Origin of the sequence: Promicromonospora panici (assembly GCF_900608595.1) — a bacterium.
In the GTDB taxonomy this organism is placed as follows: Bacteria; Actinomycetota; Actinomycetes; order Actinomycetales; family Cellulomonadaceae; genus Promicromonospora; species Promicromonospora panici.
Genome location: NZ_UWYY01000017.1, coordinates 1 through 17,872, shown reverse-complemented (window position 1 = coordinate 17,872; position 17,872 = coordinate 1). Strand labels below are relative to the sequence as shown.

18 protein-coding genes are annotated in these 17,872 nt (G+C 69.3%); 2 read left to right on the top strand and 16 right to left on the bottom strand.

Features of this window, described 5'->3' with window-relative positions:
• Window positions 1-28: 28 nt before the first annotated feature.
• The 6 genes from EW117_RS19685 to EW117_RS19660 form a co-directional block, all read right to left on the bottom strand.
• Complete coding sequence (locus tag EW117_RS19685) at window positions 29-985, bottom strand: pilus assembly protein TadG-related protein (protein ID WP_129788417.1); 957 nt, start codon at window positions 983-985, stop codon at window positions 29-31.
• A complete protein-coding gene (locus EW117_RS19680) occupies window positions 982-1,374 on the bottom strand; it encodes a TadE/TadG family type IV pilus assembly protein (RefSeq protein WP_129788416.1) in 393 nt (130 codons plus the stop codon). Before EW117_RS19680 ends, EW117_RS19685 begins: the two co-directional genes overlap by 4 nt.
• A 90-nt stretch (window positions 1,375-1,464) precedes the next feature.
• Entirely contained in the window at window positions 1,465-1,680 is a 216-nt protein-coding gene (locus tag EW117_RS19675) for a Flp family type IVb pilin (RefSeq protein ID WP_242504396.1), read from the bottom strand.
• Between the two features lie 343 nt (window positions 1,681-2,023).
• The gene (locus EW117_RS19670) at window positions 2,024-3,424 is read right to left on the bottom strand and encodes an FAD-dependent oxidoreductase (RefSeq protein WP_129788415.1); all 1,401 of its coding nucleotides are present in this window, start codon (window positions 3,422-3,424) and stop codon (window positions 2,024-2,026) included.
• A 149-nt stretch (window positions 3,425-3,573) separates the two neighbouring features.
• A complete protein-coding gene (locus EW117_RS19665; RefSeq protein ID WP_129788414.1) occupies window positions 3,574-4,146 on the bottom strand; it encodes a hypothetical protein in 573 nt (190 codons plus the stop codon).
• A gap of 128 nt (window positions 4,147-4,274) precedes the next feature.
• Entirely contained in the window at window positions 4,275-4,571 is a 297-nt protein-coding gene (locus tag EW117_RS19660; protein ID WP_129788413.1) for a WXG100 family type VII secretion target, read from the bottom strand.
• 297 nt (window positions 4,572-4,868) lie between these two features.
• Between EW117_RS19660 and EW117_RS19655 the strand changes: the two genes are divergently transcribed.
• Window positions 4,869-5,141, top strand: coding sequence for a hypothetical protein (locus EW117_RS19655; protein WP_129788412.1), 273 nt, complete (start codon window positions 4,869-4,871; stop codon window positions 5,139-5,141).
• A gap of 45 nt (window positions 5,142-5,186) precedes the next feature.
• Here the strand turns inward: EW117_RS19655 and EW117_RS19650 are convergent, their stop codons facing one another.
• The gene (locus EW117_RS19650) at window positions 5,187-5,855 is read right to left on the bottom strand and encodes a hypothetical protein (protein ID WP_129788411.1); all 669 of its coding nucleotides are present in this window, start codon (window positions 5,853-5,855) and stop codon (window positions 5,187-5,189) included.
• Between the two features lie 225 nt (window positions 5,856-6,080).
• Between EW117_RS19650 and EW117_RS19645 the strand changes: the two genes are divergently transcribed.
• Window positions 6,081-6,698: a hypothetical protein gene (locus tag EW117_RS19645; RefSeq protein WP_129788410.1), complete on the top strand. Its 618-nt coding sequence runs from the start codon at window positions 6,081-6,083 to the stop codon at window positions 6,696-6,698.
• Window positions 6,699-6,753: 55 nt separating this feature from the next.
• On the opposite strand, the gene EW117_RS19640 is transcribed toward EW117_RS19645, so the two are convergent.
• The 9 genes from EW117_RS19640 to EW117_RS19600 all read right to left on the bottom strand — a co-directional run.
• A complete protein-coding gene (locus EW117_RS19640; RefSeq protein ID WP_129788409.1) occupies window positions 6,754-7,428 on the bottom strand; it encodes a hypothetical protein in 675 nt (224 codons plus the stop codon).
• Window positions 7,425-8,033: a hypothetical protein gene (locus EW117_RS19635; RefSeq protein ID WP_129788408.1), complete on the bottom strand. Its 609-nt coding sequence runs from the start codon at window positions 8,031-8,033 to the stop codon at window positions 7,425-7,427. The genes EW117_RS19640 and EW117_RS19635 overlap by 4 nt, the downstream gene beginning before the upstream one ends.
• A gap of 89 nt (window positions 8,034-8,122) precedes the next feature.
• A complete protein-coding gene (locus EW117_RS19630) occupies window positions 8,123-9,571 on the bottom strand; it encodes a hypothetical protein (protein ID WP_129788407.1) in 1,449 nt (482 codons plus the stop codon).
• 10 nt (window positions 9,572-9,581) lie between these two features.
• Window positions 9,582-9,869: a hypothetical protein gene (locus EW117_RS19625; RefSeq protein WP_129788406.1), complete on the bottom strand. Its 288-nt coding sequence runs from the start codon at window positions 9,867-9,869 to the stop codon at window positions 9,582-9,584.
• 94 nt (window positions 9,870-9,963) lie between these two features.
• Window positions 9,964-14,448, bottom strand: coding sequence for an FtsK/SpoIIIE domain-containing protein (locus EW117_RS19620; RefSeq protein ID WP_129788405.1), 4,485 nt, complete (start codon window positions 14,446-14,448; stop codon window positions 9,964-9,966).
• Between the two features lie 13 nt (window positions 14,449-14,461).
• Window positions 14,462-14,719, bottom strand: coding sequence for a hypothetical protein (locus EW117_RS19615; protein ID WP_129788404.1), 258 nt, complete (start codon window positions 14,717-14,719; stop codon window positions 14,462-14,464).
• Window positions 14,716-15,432, bottom strand: a complete 717-nt coding sequence (locus EW117_RS19610) for a hypothetical protein (RefSeq protein ID WP_129788403.1) — start codon at window positions 15,430-15,432, stop codon at window positions 14,716-14,718. The genes EW117_RS19615 and EW117_RS19610 overlap by 4 nt, the downstream gene beginning before the upstream one ends.
• A gap of 66 nt (window positions 15,433-15,498) precedes the next feature.
• Window positions 15,499-17,139 carry a serine/threonine protein kinase gene (locus EW117_RS19605; protein WP_129788402.1) on the bottom strand — a complete coding sequence of 547 codons (1,641 nt, stop codon included), beginning with the start codon at window positions 17,137-17,139 and terminating at the stop codon, window positions 15,499-15,501.
• 52 nt (window positions 17,140-17,191) lie between these two features.
• Window positions 17,192-17,872: FHA domain-containing protein (locus EW117_RS19600; RefSeq protein ID WP_165362783.1), on the bottom strand; the 681-nt coding region annotated here is incomplete at its 5' end.

Below are 17,872 nucleotides of genomic sequence, written 5' to 3'. Positions count from 1 at the left end.
GATGACGATTCAGGTCGGAGGGTCGGAGCTATGGCTTGAGGGAGACGACGGACCCGCCCATGGAGGGCGCCGTCGTGCTGTAGGTGAAGGCCTCGGAGAGGTCGACGAATTTGGTGAAGTAGCCCTGGATGCAGCGCACGTTGCCGAAGCAGGTCCCGTCGTTGCTCCAGGAGAACTGCCCCACGAAGTGGTAGCCGGTGATCTTGAAGGCGGCGTAGCCGTAGAGGCGGTACCAGGCATTGCTGCCCGAGTCGCCGGCCTGATCGAAGATCGGCAGGAGCACCGTCTTGCCCTGCACGTCGGCGAAGTCGGCCGTGGAGCAGCCGCTCGGCACGGCCGCGCCCGTGCTCGACCAGAGCACTTCGCCGATGGTGCTGAACGTGGTGCACGAGGCCCGGTTGACGTCCAGCCAGCCGAACCCGCCAGGCACCACGTTGTTCGACGGCCCGGTGCACGAGGTACCGGAGGACTTGGTGAACGTGATGGTGCGTTCCGTGGTGGTGGACGGCAGTCCACCGCCGGTCTGTGCCAGGAACTCGCAGTACGAGAACGCGATCGGGAGCTGGGCGAGCCCGCCGGTCGGCGCACCCCATGCGGCGGTCGCCTTCGCGGCCACCGAGCTTCGGTCGAACCCGAGGACCGGCGCGAGCCAGTGCTCACGAACCCCGGAGGTCTCGACAGTGACGGTGCCGGCGCTCGGGGTGACGGCGGGCGTCAGGACCTTCGCGGTCACCTCGCCGTCGTTCTTGTTCGGCGTGGCGAGCGCCTGGGCGGTCGCCGCCGGCGAACCGCAGCTGTTCTTGCCGCAGTCCTGGGCGATGCCCAACGCGGCGGCGTCGGCCCCGGTCTGGAGCTGCTGGCGGTCTGCCCAGAGAGCGGCGACGTCCACGGCGATCGCGGCGAAGCCGATGAACGGGATGATCAGCAGCGCGACCATGACGTTCACGGCGCCCCGATCCCGCGTGCGCGACGGCAAGTGCTTCATCCGTGGCATCGCATGGTCCCCGTTCCGGTGAGCGTGATACTGGCCCCGAAGAGGCCGGACATGAGTGTTACGGGATACGTCACCTTGACCGTGGCGGTCCCGGCGGTCGAACCCGAGCAGGTGGTGGGCGTGACGCTGATCTGGCTGTCCGTCACGGCCAGGCCGCCGGCGACGTTCTTCGTCGTCGACCTGGCAGCCGCTGTGTCGTTCTGCAGGGCCATCACGCGTACGCCCTCACGCGCGGCCGCCGACAGGGTGGTCTGGACGTAGTACGCCCGGCCGATCTCGACGATGCCGAATATCAGGAGCAGCAGGATCGGGAGGACCAGCGCAAACTCGACCGCTGCCGCACCGCGCTCGCGGTGGCCTCGCGTCCTGAGTCTCGGCATGTGGGTCCCGTCCTCGGTCGTGGTGGATGTGGGTGGTCTCACGGACCGGTTCCCGCCGCGGTCACGGCGGGAGCCGGTCCGGTCGCTCGCTCAGGCCGCCGGTGCCGGCAGCTTGGTGAGCACGTCGTTGAAGAGCGCGTTCAGCTTCGGGCCGAGGGCCACGAGCGTCACGATGATCGCGACCGCGATCAGGCCGACGAGCAGGCCGTACTCGACGGCGGTGGCGCCCCTGTCCTTCTTCGCGCCGTCGAAGCGGGCCGTGAGGACGTGGAGCGAGGTCATGAGGAGTGCAGCAGCACGAGACATGTGTTCTTCCCTTGCAGGTCGTGCTCCGACGTCCGGAGCGTTCGAGTGGCTGCGATCTGCAACCAAGAAGAACGCTAAGGCAAAGATGCTGGACCCGCAATCTTTTCGATCATGAACGTTTGCTACCTGCGAAAAAACACTACTGTGATTAATGTTTCCCATGGCGAAAGGTTGCCTATGCGCCCTAAGTGTCTTCTTTGGCCGGAGACGACAAACGGCGGCAGCCCGGTATCCGGGCTGCCGCCGTGGCGGCGTGTGGCCGAGATTCGGGCCGGAAAGAAGCATGACAAAGGGGCCACCTTCCGATCGGAAGGTGGCCCCTACGGTGTCGAGCAGCGGAGCGTCAGCCGCCGTTGCGCGCGACCGCGATCATCTCGTCGCGCGGGACGACCTTGACGCGCTCGCGGCCCTCGGCCTCGCCGAGCGCGCGCTCGTGCGCGTCCAAGAGCTCCCAGCCGGACCACTCGATGTACTCCACGCCCTTGCCCGCGAGGAACTCGGTGATGGCGTCCGGCTCACCCTGCGGCGCGGTACGGCCGCCGGCCAGGTCGCCGGGTGCCTCGCCGTCGGCCACACCGGTGACGTCCTCGACGAGGTGCCGCACGGTCTCGGACGCGTCGGACTTGGTGTGCCCGATAAGGCCCACCGGGCCGCGCTTGATCCAGCCCGTCGCGTACACGCCGGGCACCTGGTTGCCGTCGATGTCGACAACCCGGCCCTCGCGGTTGGTGATGACGCCCTTGACGTCGTCGTACGGGATCTCCGGCAGGGACGAGCCGAAGTAGCCCACCGCGCGGTAGACGGCCTGGACCGGCCAGTCGACGAACTCGCCGGTGCCCTTGACGGTGCCGTCACCCTGCAGGGCGGTGCGCTCCGTGCGGAACCCGACCACCTTGCCGTTCTCGCCGAGGACCTCGGCCGGGGCGTGCAGGAAGTGCAAGTGCAGACGGCGCGACGCGGTGTTCTGCGCCGGGTCCTTCAGTGTCCAGTCCACCAGGGTCTTCACTACCTGCTTGGTCTGGTTCGACGAGTTGATCGCGGCTTCAGAACCTTCGTCGAAGTCGAAGTCCTCCGGGTACACGACGATGTCGACGTCGGGCACGTGGCCCAGCTCGCGCAGCTCCAGCGGCGAGAACTTGACCTGCGCCGGGCCGCGGCGCGCGAACACGTGCACGTCCGTGACCGGGGAAGACTTCAGGATCTCGTGCACGTTGGCCGGGATCTCGGTGGGCAGCAGGTCGTCCGCGTGCTTGGCGAGGATACGGGCGACGTCGAGGGCGACGTTGCCGGCGCCGACCACGGCCACCTGCTCCGCCTCCAGCGGCCACGTGCGGGGCACGTCGGGGTGGCCGTCGTACCAGGACACGAAGTCGGCGGCGCCGTAGGAACCGTCGAGGTCGATGCCGGGGATGTCCAGCTCGGCGTCCTTGATGGAACCGGTGGAGAAGATCACGGCGTCGTAGTACTGGCGCAGGTCTTCGAGCTTCACGTCCACGCCGTAGTCCACGTTGGCGAGCAGGCGGATGTCTCCGCGGCCCAGCACACGGTGGAGCGCGACGATGATCTGCTTGATGCGCGGGTGGTCCGGTGCCACGCCGTACCGCACCAGGCCGAACGGCGCGGGAAGGCGCTCGAACAGGTCGATGCTGACGTCGAGGTCGGTCTTGGACAGGATGTCGCTCGCGTAGATGCCGGCAGGGCCGGCGCCGACGACGGCGACGCGCAGGGGTCGGGTGGTGCTCACGAAGGGGCGCCTTCCGGTCGATAGGTCAGGAGGGAAGCGAAGGCCGCCCACGATTCTACCGACCGGGTAAGGATCGCCTCATCCCCTCTCGCAGGGCGGACGTGCGGGGATCGTGGGAGAACGGTGTGGCCGGCCCGGTTCAGGCCTGGTCAGGCCGGGGCACCGAGCTCGACGAGCGCCCGGTCGACGTCGTCCGTCGCGCCGCCGCCCATGGCGCGCAGCGGCCGGTATGCCGGGACCACGGTGACTCCGGCACTGCCGTCGGACAGCAGGACAGCCCGGACGTCGCGCGTCCCGTAGGTGCCCGACGCCGCCCGCACGCCGCCCGGCGTCCGCCGCACCACCCAGCGGGGCTCGGCCTCGCGACCCACCCACACCTCTATGACGTCGCCCAGCACGGCCAGCGCCACCGGGCTCCCGCCCATGGGCATCATCTTGCGCGCCGACGCGCCGGCGGCACGGGCCTGGTCCACGGTCTCGGCGGTGCCGAACGCCGGGACCACCCGGGCACCCGGTCGCCGCTTCTCCACGTGGGCCGCGAGCCCGCGGGCCCGGCCGAGGACCACCATGACCGTCACGACGCAGATGGCGATCACGATCAGCAGCGCTATCCAGACCGTGGCCCCCTCGTAGTCGTCACGGCTGAGATGGACGGCGAGCCGCCCGATCGAGAGCACGAGGAAGAGCACCAGGACGGCCCAGTAGAGCGTCTTGCGATCCACGCCTTTGTCTCCTGTTCGCTACTGCTACGGCTACGGCTGCGATACGACGACAACGACGCGGGGTGGTGCCAAGTCGTACTTGGCACCACCCCGCGTCGGCGATCCCGCCGGTACGGCGGACGACGGTGTCAGCCGCCGATGCCCTGCGCCAGGCTCTGGTCCGTGTCCTGCATGGCCTGAGCAGCCGACTCGAGGAACGAGGCCATACCCTCGATGCCCTCGATCGCCTGCTTGGCACCCACGGTGAACTGCTCATACGAGCCCTGGAACGCGCCCGACGCCTGCTGCGTCACGAAGCCCGACGCCACCAGGTTGTTCACCTGGTTCGACAGGTCGGTCAGCGTGTCCATGATGGTCTGCTGGCCCGTTCGCAGCTGGTTCGCCTGCGACCGCATCTCATCGTAGGTGACGTTAAGGTCCGCCATGACATCTCCTCTTCCAGATACGCGGCCGGCCCCCTCGGCCGCCCGACTGACTAAGACGCTACAGACCCGTGCCCGTCACGTCGATGGGTAGGTCTACCCATCCGGACCTTACATGGTCATTCGCCCATGTCACGAGCCGTTTTCGGACCGTCCGGGCCGGTCTTTCGGCCGTGGCCGAATGAACGTGAGCCGGAGCGCCCACGCGACGGAAAACACGATCAGCAGAGCGGCGATTACGCCACAGACGACGCTGGTGGTCCGGGAGACATCCATCGCAATGGCGGGGAAGACACCAGTATGGTCGTCGTCGACACACAGGTGGTCAGGGTCGCCCCCGCGGGTGCGCAGAAGGCTCTCGACGCCGTGGTCGAGCGCGACCCGCATCTGGAGCCCGAGGTTCATGAACTGCTCTGGCGTGGCGCACGGCACGGGTCTGACAGGGAGGCCGCGGAGTCCGATCTGGACGCACTGCTGCGGCGGGTGGCCACCGAACTCGCGGCACAGCGTGCGGCGGACGACGAGGCGCTTTCCAGGAAGCTCGAAGAGATACGCAGGCGGAACGGTCTCTGACACCCCGCACCGCCCACGTACTCGTTGCTCGTAACTCGCTGGGTATCAGACGGAAGCGACGACGATGCCGTCCGGCTGCCACCGCTTGAACAGGACGCGCAGGGCACGGGCCACCAGGACGAACGAGACGAGCACCAGCACACATCCGGCGACCAGCAGACCTTGTCGCAACGACTCGTTGATATCGCGGGACGCCCAGCCGAAGAAGCACACCCAGCCGAGCCCGGCCGGCAGCGCAGCCAGGAAGATCTCCATGTGGAGATCCCAGCCGGCCATGTACCACTTCATGATCGTGTCAGTGAACCGAGACCGGCGCACCGGCTTCAGCGACAGCGCGACCGTCCCGATCGTGGGCGGGCCGAGAGACGACCCACGCGGCGCCTGGGTCGTGTAGGAGAGCGGCTCCTTCGCGTACGAGGGGCGCAGCCCCCGGAACGCGTAGGTGAAGCAGAGCACCGCGAGCGGCCAGCCCATGGTCGGGACCCAGAACATGGCGCCGGGTCCCATGACCGCGACCAGGATCGGGACCACGATCACCACCAGCGCGACAATGCCGAGGAACGAGGTATCCCCGAGCACCTGTCCCAGGATGATCTCGTCATCGAAGTAGACGTACGCGATCGAGCCAGGCGCGAGCAGGATCCCGACCACCCAGATGGCGGCCCAGACCCACGCCAGGCACCAGTAGCCGACGGGTCGGAGCAAGAGGCTCACCGGCCCCGGAGGCGCCTTCGCCCTCGTGGACCTTCCTGCCGGGTTCACCACGATCTCGTCCCTTCGTCATCGACGTATGCCGGGCGCAACGCTATCCGCGCGCTGAGGTAACGGCCAGGTCGGGAGCCGATCTCGGGGTGAAATCTGACTGCTAGTGTCTTCGTGGTCGAAGACGCCCCAGGGTCCGCGAGCAGGGCGTCGTACATCGAATACAAGGGGAACGAGATGTCGCAGGCGAACTGGCTCATCAAGGGAAGCGCCTCGGAGCGCTGGATCGTCACAGCGCCGGGGGCGCCCGCCGGGGTAGCCAAGGCCGTCGAACAGCTCGACGCCGCGCTCGACGGATTCAGCGGGAACATGCCCGGCTGGTTCCGCGCGGTCAAGAGGACGGGCTCCTGGTGGTATCTGATCTGCGTGGCGATCGCCGTCGTGGTCGTCGTCGTGGTCGCGCCGGTGGAGATCGGGATGCGCATCGCGGTCGGAATCGCGGCCGGGATCCTCCTGGCCGTCGTCAGCGGCCCGCTCCTGAGGCTGCTTGCCACCGCGCAGTCGCGAGCAGGCGGTGCCGCGAGCGCGGATCGAGTGATCGGCGACGTCGCCGGGACGGCCCGGCCGATTCCGCAGGGCGTCGCGGACCGTGCGACCGCGGTCCTCGACAGCGGCGCTGCCCCCGAGGGCACGGTGCACGCTCTCGTCTGGCGAGCCGCACAGGGGTCGTCCGACGAGGCGGCGGCGGCCGAGCTCGTCGAACTGTGGAGGAAGGCGGCTCCCGACCAGGCCTCCGCGCACCAGGCCCGCATGGAGCAGTACCAGGCTCAGCTCCGAGACCAGGACAAGCGCTGAATCGGGCTGAGCCTGTCTGAGGTCAACTCAGACAGGCTCAGCCGACCAAGCGGGCTCAGGCGGACGTGACCGCGGGCTCCTGCGCCGGGCTGGTCTCGCCTCCCTGGCCGGCCTCGTCCGGCTCTGGAAACGTGATCGAGTCGATGATCTCGTCGAAGAGCGTCGCGAACGGCTCTCCACTGGGCACGTTGGACATGTTGGCGCGCGCCATGAGCACACCAGAGCCGCTCGGATGTGGGACGAAGTACTCCAGCCGCAGGGTCTGGAATTCCTCGTCGTCCTCGCCCACCGCGTGGCGCGCCATCTCCCACCGCCTGCCAACTGGGCCGTAGCGACCCTCGGCGACCTCGATCTCGGGGAACGCCGTGGTCAACGCCGCCGCTACGTCACCCTCTGCGAGAGCAGGCCGGGATGCTTCGGGCCAGTCCTCGTCCCGGAGCAGGAGCGCTGCGGGGAACGGAATCCCCGGAAGGATCTCCAGGGACATCAGGTAGGTATGAACGCCGATGTTCACGGCCTCACGCGCGGAGTTCACCAGCTCCAGCACTGCTTCACGGCGGGCCCTGGCGATCCGGTCCGCCTTGCCGGCCTGTCGCTTGACCAAGCGCTTGGCGTATGCCGTCGCGACTTCCTCGCTGTCCAACGGGACACGTACCCACGTGCCCGGAAGCACGATCCGCACGTCGCCGTCCGAGACACGGACCTGCTTCGCTTCGACGGACTTCGTCATGCCACGCCCTCCGTCCTGAGCGTCACATTCTCGAGCAGATCGACGACCGTCGTCGGGAGGTCCTCGAAGAGCCCGACATTCGCGGCGACCACCATGACGTCGAGCGCATCGGTCGTTCCGGTGGGGAACACCGCGGCGTGGACCCGCTCCTCGAGGTGTGCACCCGCGTCGCCCTGACCATCCTGCATGTGCCCGATCAGGAAGTGGGCGCCGATCACCGGTCCCGCGGACACCTCCGCGTCGAAGAGCTGGTTGCCCATCAGCTGAGCGTCCTCGACCTCGTGTGCCACCTGCTCCATCTGCGCCTTGTAGATGTCGGCGTCCGCCCCTGTCATGAGGCCGACCGTCATCATCGCGCTGACCAGAGGCGCCGTGACATCGTCGACCAGGACCGCGGTCCGCAGCCGACCGACGTCGCCCATCGCGTCCACTGAAGCGCGCACGTCCAGGAGCTGCCGCCTGAGCAGATCCACGGCTACGGGCTCCGAAGAGCCCGCCGCGATCTCAGCCGCCATCGTGCCGGCCCACTCGGCGTCGCCCACACCCGGCAGCACATGCCAGGTGTCAGGCAATCTCAGACCGAACTCGACGATTGATCCGCTCATGTAACGACCCCCTGTCGTCCAGGAGCCCGAGGATGCCCGGTATCACCGGAGCATCCTCGGGCACTATCACTTGCCGAAGTAGTAGCTGCTCAGAGGGTGCCGAGGAGCTTGATGTCATTCATGATCGTGATCGGTGAACTCGCCGCGGCGCCCCATGAGCCACCGGCAGGGGTGCCGAGAACACCGATCGAGGACTTGACCCCACCCATAACGTCGCCGCCTGTGAATCCATTGACGGCTCCAACGGTGTTGCTGGTGAGGGTACTACCGAAGGTCGCAGCGCTCAGGACTTGCGCCGATCGCCACGGGCCCTCCAGCCGGACGCCGTCCACGCCCATGTCGGCGAGCTTCGCGGTCAGCGTCGACGTCTCTCCGAGGACGTTGCCCTTCAGGGCTCCGCTCGCGAACGGGTTCGGGAACGAGTTCTTGACCGTCGCCTTGAAGGCCTCCCCCATAGTCATCGATCCGTTCTCGAATGCCTCCCGCACGGCGATCTGCGAGGTCGACTGCGTGAACGGCGTCTTGAACGCGTACTTCAGCTTGTCCATCGCCGATCCACCGATCGGCAGACCGTTTCTGAAGACCATGGCGTCGTCCAGGAGCTTGACACCGTCGTCGCCCCCGGCCAGCACGATGGAGTTCATCCGGTTCGACGACGAGAAGAGCGTCTTCATCTTCGAGAACTTCGACAGCTGCGTCGCGAGCTTGCCGCCAAACAGCGAGAGAGCACCGAGGCCGACGCCGAGCAGCATCGCCCCGAACCCGATCTCGCCGTTCGCGTATTTGACGACCGATTCGATGATGCTCAGGATCGCGCCGATCGCCGCGAGCGCCACGAGTATCTGGCCCAGGATCGGTACCCAGGAGAGGAAGATCGCCAGGATTCCTGCGATGTCGCAGATCACCTTGAAGACCTTGTATATCTTCCCTGCCCAGTCCCCGACGTGGTCCCAGAAGCCGTCGGTGAAGTCGGCGGCCTCGTCCCTCTCGAACTGCTCGTCGATCCGGCTCCTGGCGTTCCCGGCAGCGCTGTCCTTGTCGTCCTTGCCGCCCTGCCACTGGCCCTCGTACCTGGCGATCTCGCCCGCGAGCCGGTCGACCTCGCCCCCAGCGTCGGTGGCCTGACGCTCGGCATCGCTCTTGTCCGCGGCGCTCGCGTTGTCGGGGAGATCCTCGACCGCGGTCTCCGCGACACTGGCTCTGGCCTGCGCCGTCTCCTGCGCGTCACGGAGCGTCCGCAACATCTGCGCGGCGGGATCCGCTTCCGCCTTCGCGGCGACGAGGGCAGTTCCGTAGTCGACGAGGGCTGCGCCCGTCTCCCGGTATCGGCCCTCGGCGTTCTTGATGCTGTCCCGGACGTCCGTGGCGACCTTGCGAGTCTTGTCCATCGCCAGCGACTTGCTCTCGATCTGGTCCGTGATGTTGTCCAAGGCACCCATCGAGCGGACGATCGCGTCGGCAATGTCGACGTACGCCTGGCCCTTCACCTTGAGGAGCGAGCCGTCACCGTCGAGCTCCTCCCACTGCGTGTCACCCATCGGTCTCCCCCTAGGCCTTTTCCTCGAGCGCTTTGGCCAGGTCGTTGTCGACCTGCTGGAACGTGTCCGCGACGTTCCGGATCATGCCCGCGAGCTTCTTGACGTTCTCGAGCATCTCCCCGCGCTTGACGTCCCACTTGCTGTGGAAGTCGTCCATACGGTCGCGCAGCTCGTCGTCGCCCGTGGCATCAGCCGCAGCATTACCGTTTCCCTCGGCGTTCTCCAGCTCGTGCTGGATCGCCTCCAGATCGTCGGCGAGCGTGCTGAGCTGATCCAGCGACAGGACCAAGTCGCTCATGGTCAGTCACCCCCCAGAAAGTTCGTCGGGCCACAGCCCGCCATTCGTCCGTCAGAACGGTATCCGCGCCGGGGCACCCCGGCCATGGGTAGGTCTACCCATCGGTGCCCAGCACGAGCGGCACCTGCACACGGAGGTTCTTTCCGCGAGCGACCCACGCACCCCGGCCGACCGGGAACTCGCCCTTGCCGGCCCGCGGCAGGGACGTCTTGAGGATCGTGTCGCCGTCCAGGTTCTCCGGCTGCAGGATGAGGCCGCGGCGGCCGTTCTTGACCTCGCCGAGCAGCGGCCAGGACGCGCTCCACGCGGGGGTCTCCGCGTCCGCCACGAGCAGGTGGTCGGACTTGCGGATCGCCTTGGTGAGGTCCTGGATCGGCTTGTCCGCAGCGGTCTGCAGGTACTCGTTGAGCCCCTCGATCACCACGACGATCCCCGGAGCGGTGTCCTCGTCCTGGACGGCCGCGAGCAGGTCCTTCGCCAGCTCCGCGACCTTGTCGACGCCCGTCGCGACGTCCGCCCACGCGACCTCGCCCGCGATCGCGGACCGGGACTGCGCGAACAGGTACGGCCGGGCGTCCGGGTTGGCCCGCTGGACCGCCCGCACGATCGCGACGCAGGCGTTCGACCGCCCGGACCCCGGAGGACCAGCGACGACGATAGTGCCGACGGGGTCGAAGCCGAGCGGCGCGAGGGCGATGTTGTCCAGCCCCAGCACCGGCAGGCGCTCCGGCCCGACGAAGTCGGGCAGCTCGGTCGCCGAGTACTCCTGCGGCAGCACCCGGACCGTCGGCGCGGGGCGCACCCCGGCTCGGCGCATGGACTCCGCCAGCCGCTCGGTGGCGGCAGCCTGCTCCTGGACCGATGTCGTACCGCCGACGACGGCGACCTGTACCTCCAGCCCGTCCACGACGGCGCGGCCGGCGGGCGACGTCTGCGTGACGATGTCGCGCGGGGCGTTGAACGCGAGGAACCCGTCCTCGGACATCCGCAAGAGGATGTTCCGCTGTACCAGGGACCGCACGTAGCTCGGCACCGCGCCCGACCGGTCGGCGGTGAACACGACGTGCATGCCCAGGGCACGACCGTCGTTCAGGATGTCGCGGAACACCTCGAACCACTCGGAACGGCCCGCACCGACCTCGTACTCGTCGCGGAAGTTCGAGAACCCGTCCACGAGCAGCAGGATCCGGGGAGTGTCAGTCCGGCCGGAGAGCTGCCGGTACTCCGCGACGTTGGAGGCGTTCACGGCGGCGAACTCCTCACCGCGCCGCCGCAGCTCGTCGCGCAGCATCCGCATCAGACCGACGACACGCTCGTTGTCGTCGCCCTTGGCGATGGTGCCCACGTGCGGCAGCGCCTCCAGCATGCGCAGCGCGCCTGCGGCGAAGTCCAGCCCGTACACGTGCACGGGGCCACCGCGGGGCGTGATGCCCGCGACAGCCGCCAGGCTGCGCAGGGCCGTCGACTTCCCGGAACCGCCGGTGCCGTAGACGCCGATGTGACCGTCCTGATCCGGGTAGAAGTACATCGGCCGCTGCGCCTGCTGCTCCGGGATGTCGGCGACGCCGATCAGCAGCTCGTTGTCGGTGCGCTGGTACAGCCGCGTGAGGTCGTAGACGTCGGCGAGCGAGTCCAGCCACGGACGGCGCGGGATCGGCAGACGCCCGCGCTCGAACGCCTCCTGTACCCGGGCGACGAGGCGCTGCTGGTCGTTGGGGCCGAGGTCCTTCTCCTCGGCGGAGGCGTCGGACTCGACGACCGGCTCCTCCCACTTCTCCTCGCGGCCGAAGTGCAGGCGCGCGACCTCCACCTTGGCGGTCTCGGGCGCCCGTGTGCTCCAGGCGCCGGCGTAGCCGGACTGGAAGGCCTGCACACGGCCGGGACCGGTCTTGACGAGCCCGCGGCCGGGGATCGACGGGTCCACGAACGCCGCGTCCTTCACGTCGACGACGTCGGAGGAGTCCGACTCGTCGGCCATGCGGAGCGCCACGCGCATGTTGGTGTTGGCGCGCAGGTTGTCCTTGATGACACCGGCCGGGCGCTGCGTGGCCATGATCAGGTGGATACCGAGCGAGCGGCCACGCTGGGCGACGTCGACGACGCCGTCCACGAACTCGGGGACATCGCCCACGAGGGCGGCGAACTCGTCGATCACGATGACCAGCGCGGGCGGCGTCTCCGGGTCGCCACGCTTCTCCAGCTCGAGCAGGTCCTTCGCCTTCTTGCGGTTGAAGAGGTGCTCCCGATAGTGCAGCTCGGCCCGCAGGCTCGTGATGGCCCGCAGCACCAGGTGCGGTGACAGGTCGGTCACCAGGCCGACGCAGTGCGGCAGCTGGACGCAGTCCGCGAAGGCCGAGCCACCCTTGTAGTCCACGAACAGGAACGTCACGCGGTCCGGGCTGTACTCGGCGGCCATCGCGAGCACCCACGCCTGGAGGAACTCCGACTTACCGGCACCGGTGGTGCCACCGACCAGGGCGTGCGGGCCCTGGGTGCGCAGGTCGAGGTGCTGGGCGTCCACACCGGCCGAGCCGACGATGGCACGCAGTGAACCGGGGCGCTTGCGCCGCACACCGTGGCCGGTCCTGTCGTACACCGACAGGTTCTGGCGCCAGCGCTCCATGACGGCGTCGGGGTTCTCGAACAGGTCGTGACCCAGCAGCGCGGGCATGGTGACGGAGCGCGGCAGGTCGGAGGCGTCGTCGACGATGGCGCCGGCGTCGAACACCGGGGCCAGACGGCGGCCGTACTCGAGCGCCGTCTTGCCGTCGACCTCCTCCAGCACGATGTCGTCGACCCAGCGGCCCAGGCGCACCATGCCGACGCGCGGGCCCTCCTGGCTCACCTCCATGAAGGTGCGGCACGCGGCCGGCAGGCCGGCGGCCTCGGCGGAGATCCACAGGGGGTAGACGCCGGCGTCGGCGCCCATCTCCGCGAGCTGGATCAGGCGCGCCCGGTCCACGTCGATGTCGTCCGAGATGACCACGACCACCGCGGGGACCGGCGACTTGGTGCCCGTGTCGGCCTTGCTCTTGTCGCCGACGTCGCCCCCGCGCTCCAGCGCGGCGGCGTCCTCACCGATCGCTCCGCGGCGCTGCGCGCCGCGGACCGCCTTCAGGCGGGTGGAGATCAGCTCCTCGAGCTGCGCGAGCAGGCGCTGCGCACCCGAGGCGGAGTCCGCGAGGTGGTGTCCCTCGATGGGGCTGTGGGCGGACGACGTGTGCGGGATCCAGGTGAGCCACTGCAGATGCTGGGTCCAGACCGGGCTCACGATGCTGGTGACGACCAGCTCCGACGGCGAGTGCAGGCCCGTGAGCTGCAGCAGCACCGAGTTGAGCGATCCGACCACCCGGGCGGGCGGGCCGGCGAAGCCGAGCGCGCCGGCGTCGTACAGGTTCTCCACGACAGGGACGCCGTCGACGTCGGCGTACTGGTCGACCACCGCGTCCAGAAGGGCCTGGTGCTCCTTGATCAGGTTGCCCTTGCCGCCGGTCTTGATCTCGTTGCGGGACGGCATCGTGCCCACGCCGAACCGGACGTTGAGGAAGCTCCAGTGCTCCGGGCGCCGCGTCCACAGCAGCGGACCGTGCCGCATCGCCTCCATGTACACGTGCTGCGTGGCCGGGGCCTCGCGCAGCCGGACCGACCGCTCGGTCTCCTTCTCGTCCTTGAGCACGTCCCGCAGCGACTGCAGCGACTCGTCGAACCGCGCGACCTCTCGCTCCAGCTTCTTCTTGGCCTGCCGCTTCTGGCTGAAGTAGTTGCCGACCATCATCATCGGCGCCATCGCCACGAACAGGAGGGACATGATGCGCCCCGTCGCGAGGAACATCGCGACGCCCATCACGACCGGCCCCATGAGCATCAGCGGGGAGAAGTCGCGGGGCTCCGGCTCCTTGGGCACCTCCGGCGACTCGAACTCCTCGCCGTTGTACCGCGCCTCCACCCGCGGTGAGCGGGTGAACGCCACCGGCCCGGCCTTGGGCGTCACGCCCGTGAGCGTGGCGGGCTGCCGGCTTTCGACGGTCACCCACGTGTCGCCGACCTGCATCCTCTGCGAGCCGTCCACGTGCAGACGCTGCATGTGCGAGCCGTCGACCAGGATGCCGTTGGCGGACCCGAGGTCGACGACCTCGACGCCGTCCGCCACGTCCAGGCGCAGGTGCTGCTTCGACACCATCGGGTCCTCGACCACGACGTCGGAGTCCTGCGAGCGGCCCAGCACCCACGAGCCCTCCGTGAGCTCCACGGTGCCGCCGCCCTCGATGCGCACGGCCGCACGGACCGCGTCGGACCCCGGGTAGTCGAAGCCCGGCATGGTCTGCTCGACCGAGGCGACGAACGCGCCGGAGCCGATCCAGGCCTCACCGAGCGCGGCGTCCGCGGGGAGCCGGACCGGCCGGTCCTGCCCCGGCAGCTGCGCCTCCAGCGTGCGAGACCGACCCGGGGCGCCGGGCGCCGCCGGATCGACGCGAGCGATCGTGTCGGCGATCTCGCCGATCCGGGCGCCGGCGTCTGCGGTCACCACAACGTCGTCGTGGCTACCGTCCGAACGTACGAGCGTCACTTTGACGCGCATGAATCCTCCCCCGTCACTTCTTCTGCTTGTTCTTGGGACTGCCGGCTATGGCGCCCACGATTCCACCGGCCACGGCTCCGCCGAGCGGGACCAGCCACGTCGACCCCGTCGTGAGCACGCGCCCGAGCGCGCGCCAGGGGTCAAAGAAATTACCGGTCCCGGCGCCGGTGAACAGCACCGTCCCGAAGACCACGAGAACCCAGACGATCAGCGCGCCGGCGATGGCTCCCGCCACCACGAGCTCCGCCCGGGTTCGTGCCGGCTTGCTCATGCGGTCGCCCCCTTCTCGTCCTCCGACTCGTCGAGGATCGGCAGGTCGCCCTGCGTCACCAGCCGAGAGGCCACCGCGTACTCGACCAGCCGGGCGCGGCGGTTGGTCGCGAGCGCGCCCGGCCCGCCGCGCAGCCCCTTCACTCCGATCCGGTCGAGCTTCTCGCAGACGTTGTCGAGCTTGCGGTTGAACCGCGTGCTCGCCCAGCCGAGCCGCCGGGCCGCGGACGCCGACGACGGGATCTCGCTCAGCCCGGTGCCCTCGCGGCGCAGCATCGGTTCCGCGAGCGCCACGATGAGCTGCTTCTGGCTCTTCGTGAAGCTGATGGCGCCGATGGTCGTGGCACCCGAGTCGTCCTCGTCCTCGGACCGGATCTCGTGGTACGGCGCGTTGTCGAGCTGCGCGGTGATCTCGTACGTCGTGGGTCCGGCGGTGAACACTATCGACGTCGTCGGGAACACCATGGGCAGGCGGTTACCCGGCGGGAGCCAGGACTGCACGCCGCCCCCGGCGTCGCACACGGTCGCCGAGATGAGGGAGCCGACGTTGGACAGCCACCAGATGCTGTCCTCGTGCGTGATGCGCAGGAAGCGGCGGTGCAGGTAGGGGTTGTCGTCGATCGCGAGGTCGCCCTCGCGGCCGATGTCGAAGGGCGCGCCCTCCTCGGACGGGCGAAACCACTCGCCGGCGAACTCGATCGCAAGGCCGTTCATCCACTCACCTCCCCTGTCCGGTCCGAGCGGGTGCGCTCGGAGCTACCGTCGTCCTGTCAGTTCTGGTCAGCCCGGTGGACTGACGCAGTCGTCCTTCGCGTTCGGCTGTGGATCCGATGGCTTGCTCGAGCGCACGACCACGATCTCGACGCACGTCTCGCCCTTGATCGGCACCGTCACCGACGTACCGCTCGGCACCGGCTCGAACACGGGGTCGCCGGTCAGCTCCAGCACGCGGTAGGCGTAGGTGTCACCCTCCTGCAGGGACTTGGGCGGTGTCCACGAATACACGGCCTCGTTGCCCTTGACCTCGACCTCGACGTCTCCCACGGGCGGCACGTACCCGCCGGCGGGTGGCGGCGGCACGAAGGTGGACGTCGCCGCCGTCTGCTCGCCCTCGGGGTCCTGGCCGCCGGTGCCGTTCAGCGCCCAGACGGACACCCCGACCACCGCGACGACGACCACGCCGACGACCAGCGCCCAGGGCCCTCGGCGCGGCTGTTCCTCCGCCTCCGGGGCCGGTGCCTGCTCGGCGGGCGCGAACTGGCCGGCCACGCCCGCGGTCGCCTGGGTCCCGGTCGTCGAGGGGTCCGTCGACCCGCGATACACCGTGTCGTCCGACGGCGAAGGGCCTGGAGCCGGGGCCGGCAGGGCGGGGGCGTAGGCACCCGCCGCGGCGCGCACCGCGCCGCCCGAGCCACCAGGGCCGAAGCCGTTCGGGCCCGGCCCGAACCCGCTCCCGCCCGCTGCCCCGCCCGCACCAGCCGGGTCGATGGTGACGACCTGGCGCAACCGGGTGCCGTCGGCCTCGGCCTCGTCCTCCTGCATGGCGCCGGACTCGTCGAGCAGGTCAATGGGCGTGACGTCGCGGGACAGCTCGACCTGGACCTTCTGCAGCTCGCGCGCGAAGGCCAGCACGGTCGGGTACCGCGAGGACGGCAGCTTGGACATCGCGATGCGCAGCACGCGCTCCAGCGACGGCGTGACGTCGCTGCGGCTCACCGGTGGCAGCTCGTCCTGCTCGATGCGGCGCACCAGGTCCGCCGAGGTGTTGGACCCGCCGGGCGTCTCGAACGGCGTGCGCCCGGCCAGCAGCGTGTAGCAGGTGGCGGCCAGGGCCCACACGTCCGTGGCGATTCCCGACATCGGCGGGTCGCCGAACGACTCCGGCGGCGACCACGGGATCGACATGCCCTCCGCGGCCGAGGCCTCGTCCACCGTCGACGAGATGCCGAAGTCCGTCAGCGCCGGGTGCCCGAACTGCGTCACCAGGATGTTGGAGGGCTTCAGGTCGCGGTGCAGGATGCCGAGCCGGTGCGCCGTCTCCACGGCGCCCGCGATCTGGATGGTGATGCGCAGGGCCTCCGCCACCGAGAACCGCTCCGACCGGTAGCGCGCGCCCAGGTTCGGGCGTGAGCAGTACTCCATGGCCAGGTACGGGCGGCCGTCGTTGGCGACGCCCGCCTCGTACATCGTGACGATCGACGGGTGGTTGCCCAGCGTCGCCATCAGGTCCGCCTCGGCGTCGAACGCCGCACGCTGTGTCTCGCTCGACCACTCCTTGAGCAGCACCTTGACCGCGACCTGACGGCGCGGTCGCTGCTGCTCGTACAGGAACACATCCGAGAAGCCACCCGAACCGATGAGCTTGCGGTACTCGAAGCCCTCGATCTCAGGTGGCGGGGACGGCTTCCTCTTGCTGCTCACACTGCTCCTTCGTCGGTAGTCGAGCCTGCGGTGGTCGAGCCTGTCGACGCCCTCACCAGATGCCCTCGAACGTGAGGGTCACGCCGTCACCCAGGTCCACGACGTCGCCGTCGGACACGAGCTCCTTCTCGTTCGGGTGCAGACGCCGCGGGGGCTGGCCGGGCCGCAACAGCGTGGTGCCGTTCGTCGTGGCCAGGTCCGAGACCAGCACGTGCCAGTCCTCGAGCGAGATCTCGGTGTGGGAGCGCGAGATGTCCTGCTGCGGGCTGGAGACCGTGACGAGGCGGGGCATCTGGTCGGCCGACGTGTTGTTGGTGCGGGGCCTGCGGCCCACGATCACCGGACGGTCCAGCTCGACCACCTGGCCGCCGCGGATCCCTGCCGCGCCGGCCGTGGCAGCGCCGGAGCTCACGACCATGCGGCCGAGCGACGGACGCGGGGCCAGCTCGGCCTCCGCCGACAGCGCGCTGCCGCACTCGCGGCAGTTCTCGCGGGCGGTCGGGTTGGGGTGGCCGTTCTCGCACGTCACGGCCAGGATCTTCGGCGCGTTCGGGTTGGCCGGCGCCGAGAACTTCGGGGCCGACGGCCCGGACGCGGCGGCCTTCAGGTCGGCGATCGCCGACGACATCACCGTGTGGCCGTCGTGGTCGTCGTCGTCCTCGGCCTCCGCGCCGACAGCAGCCGCGCGGTGCGCGGCGCCCGGCGTCGCGCCGGACCAGCCGGGCACCCCGGA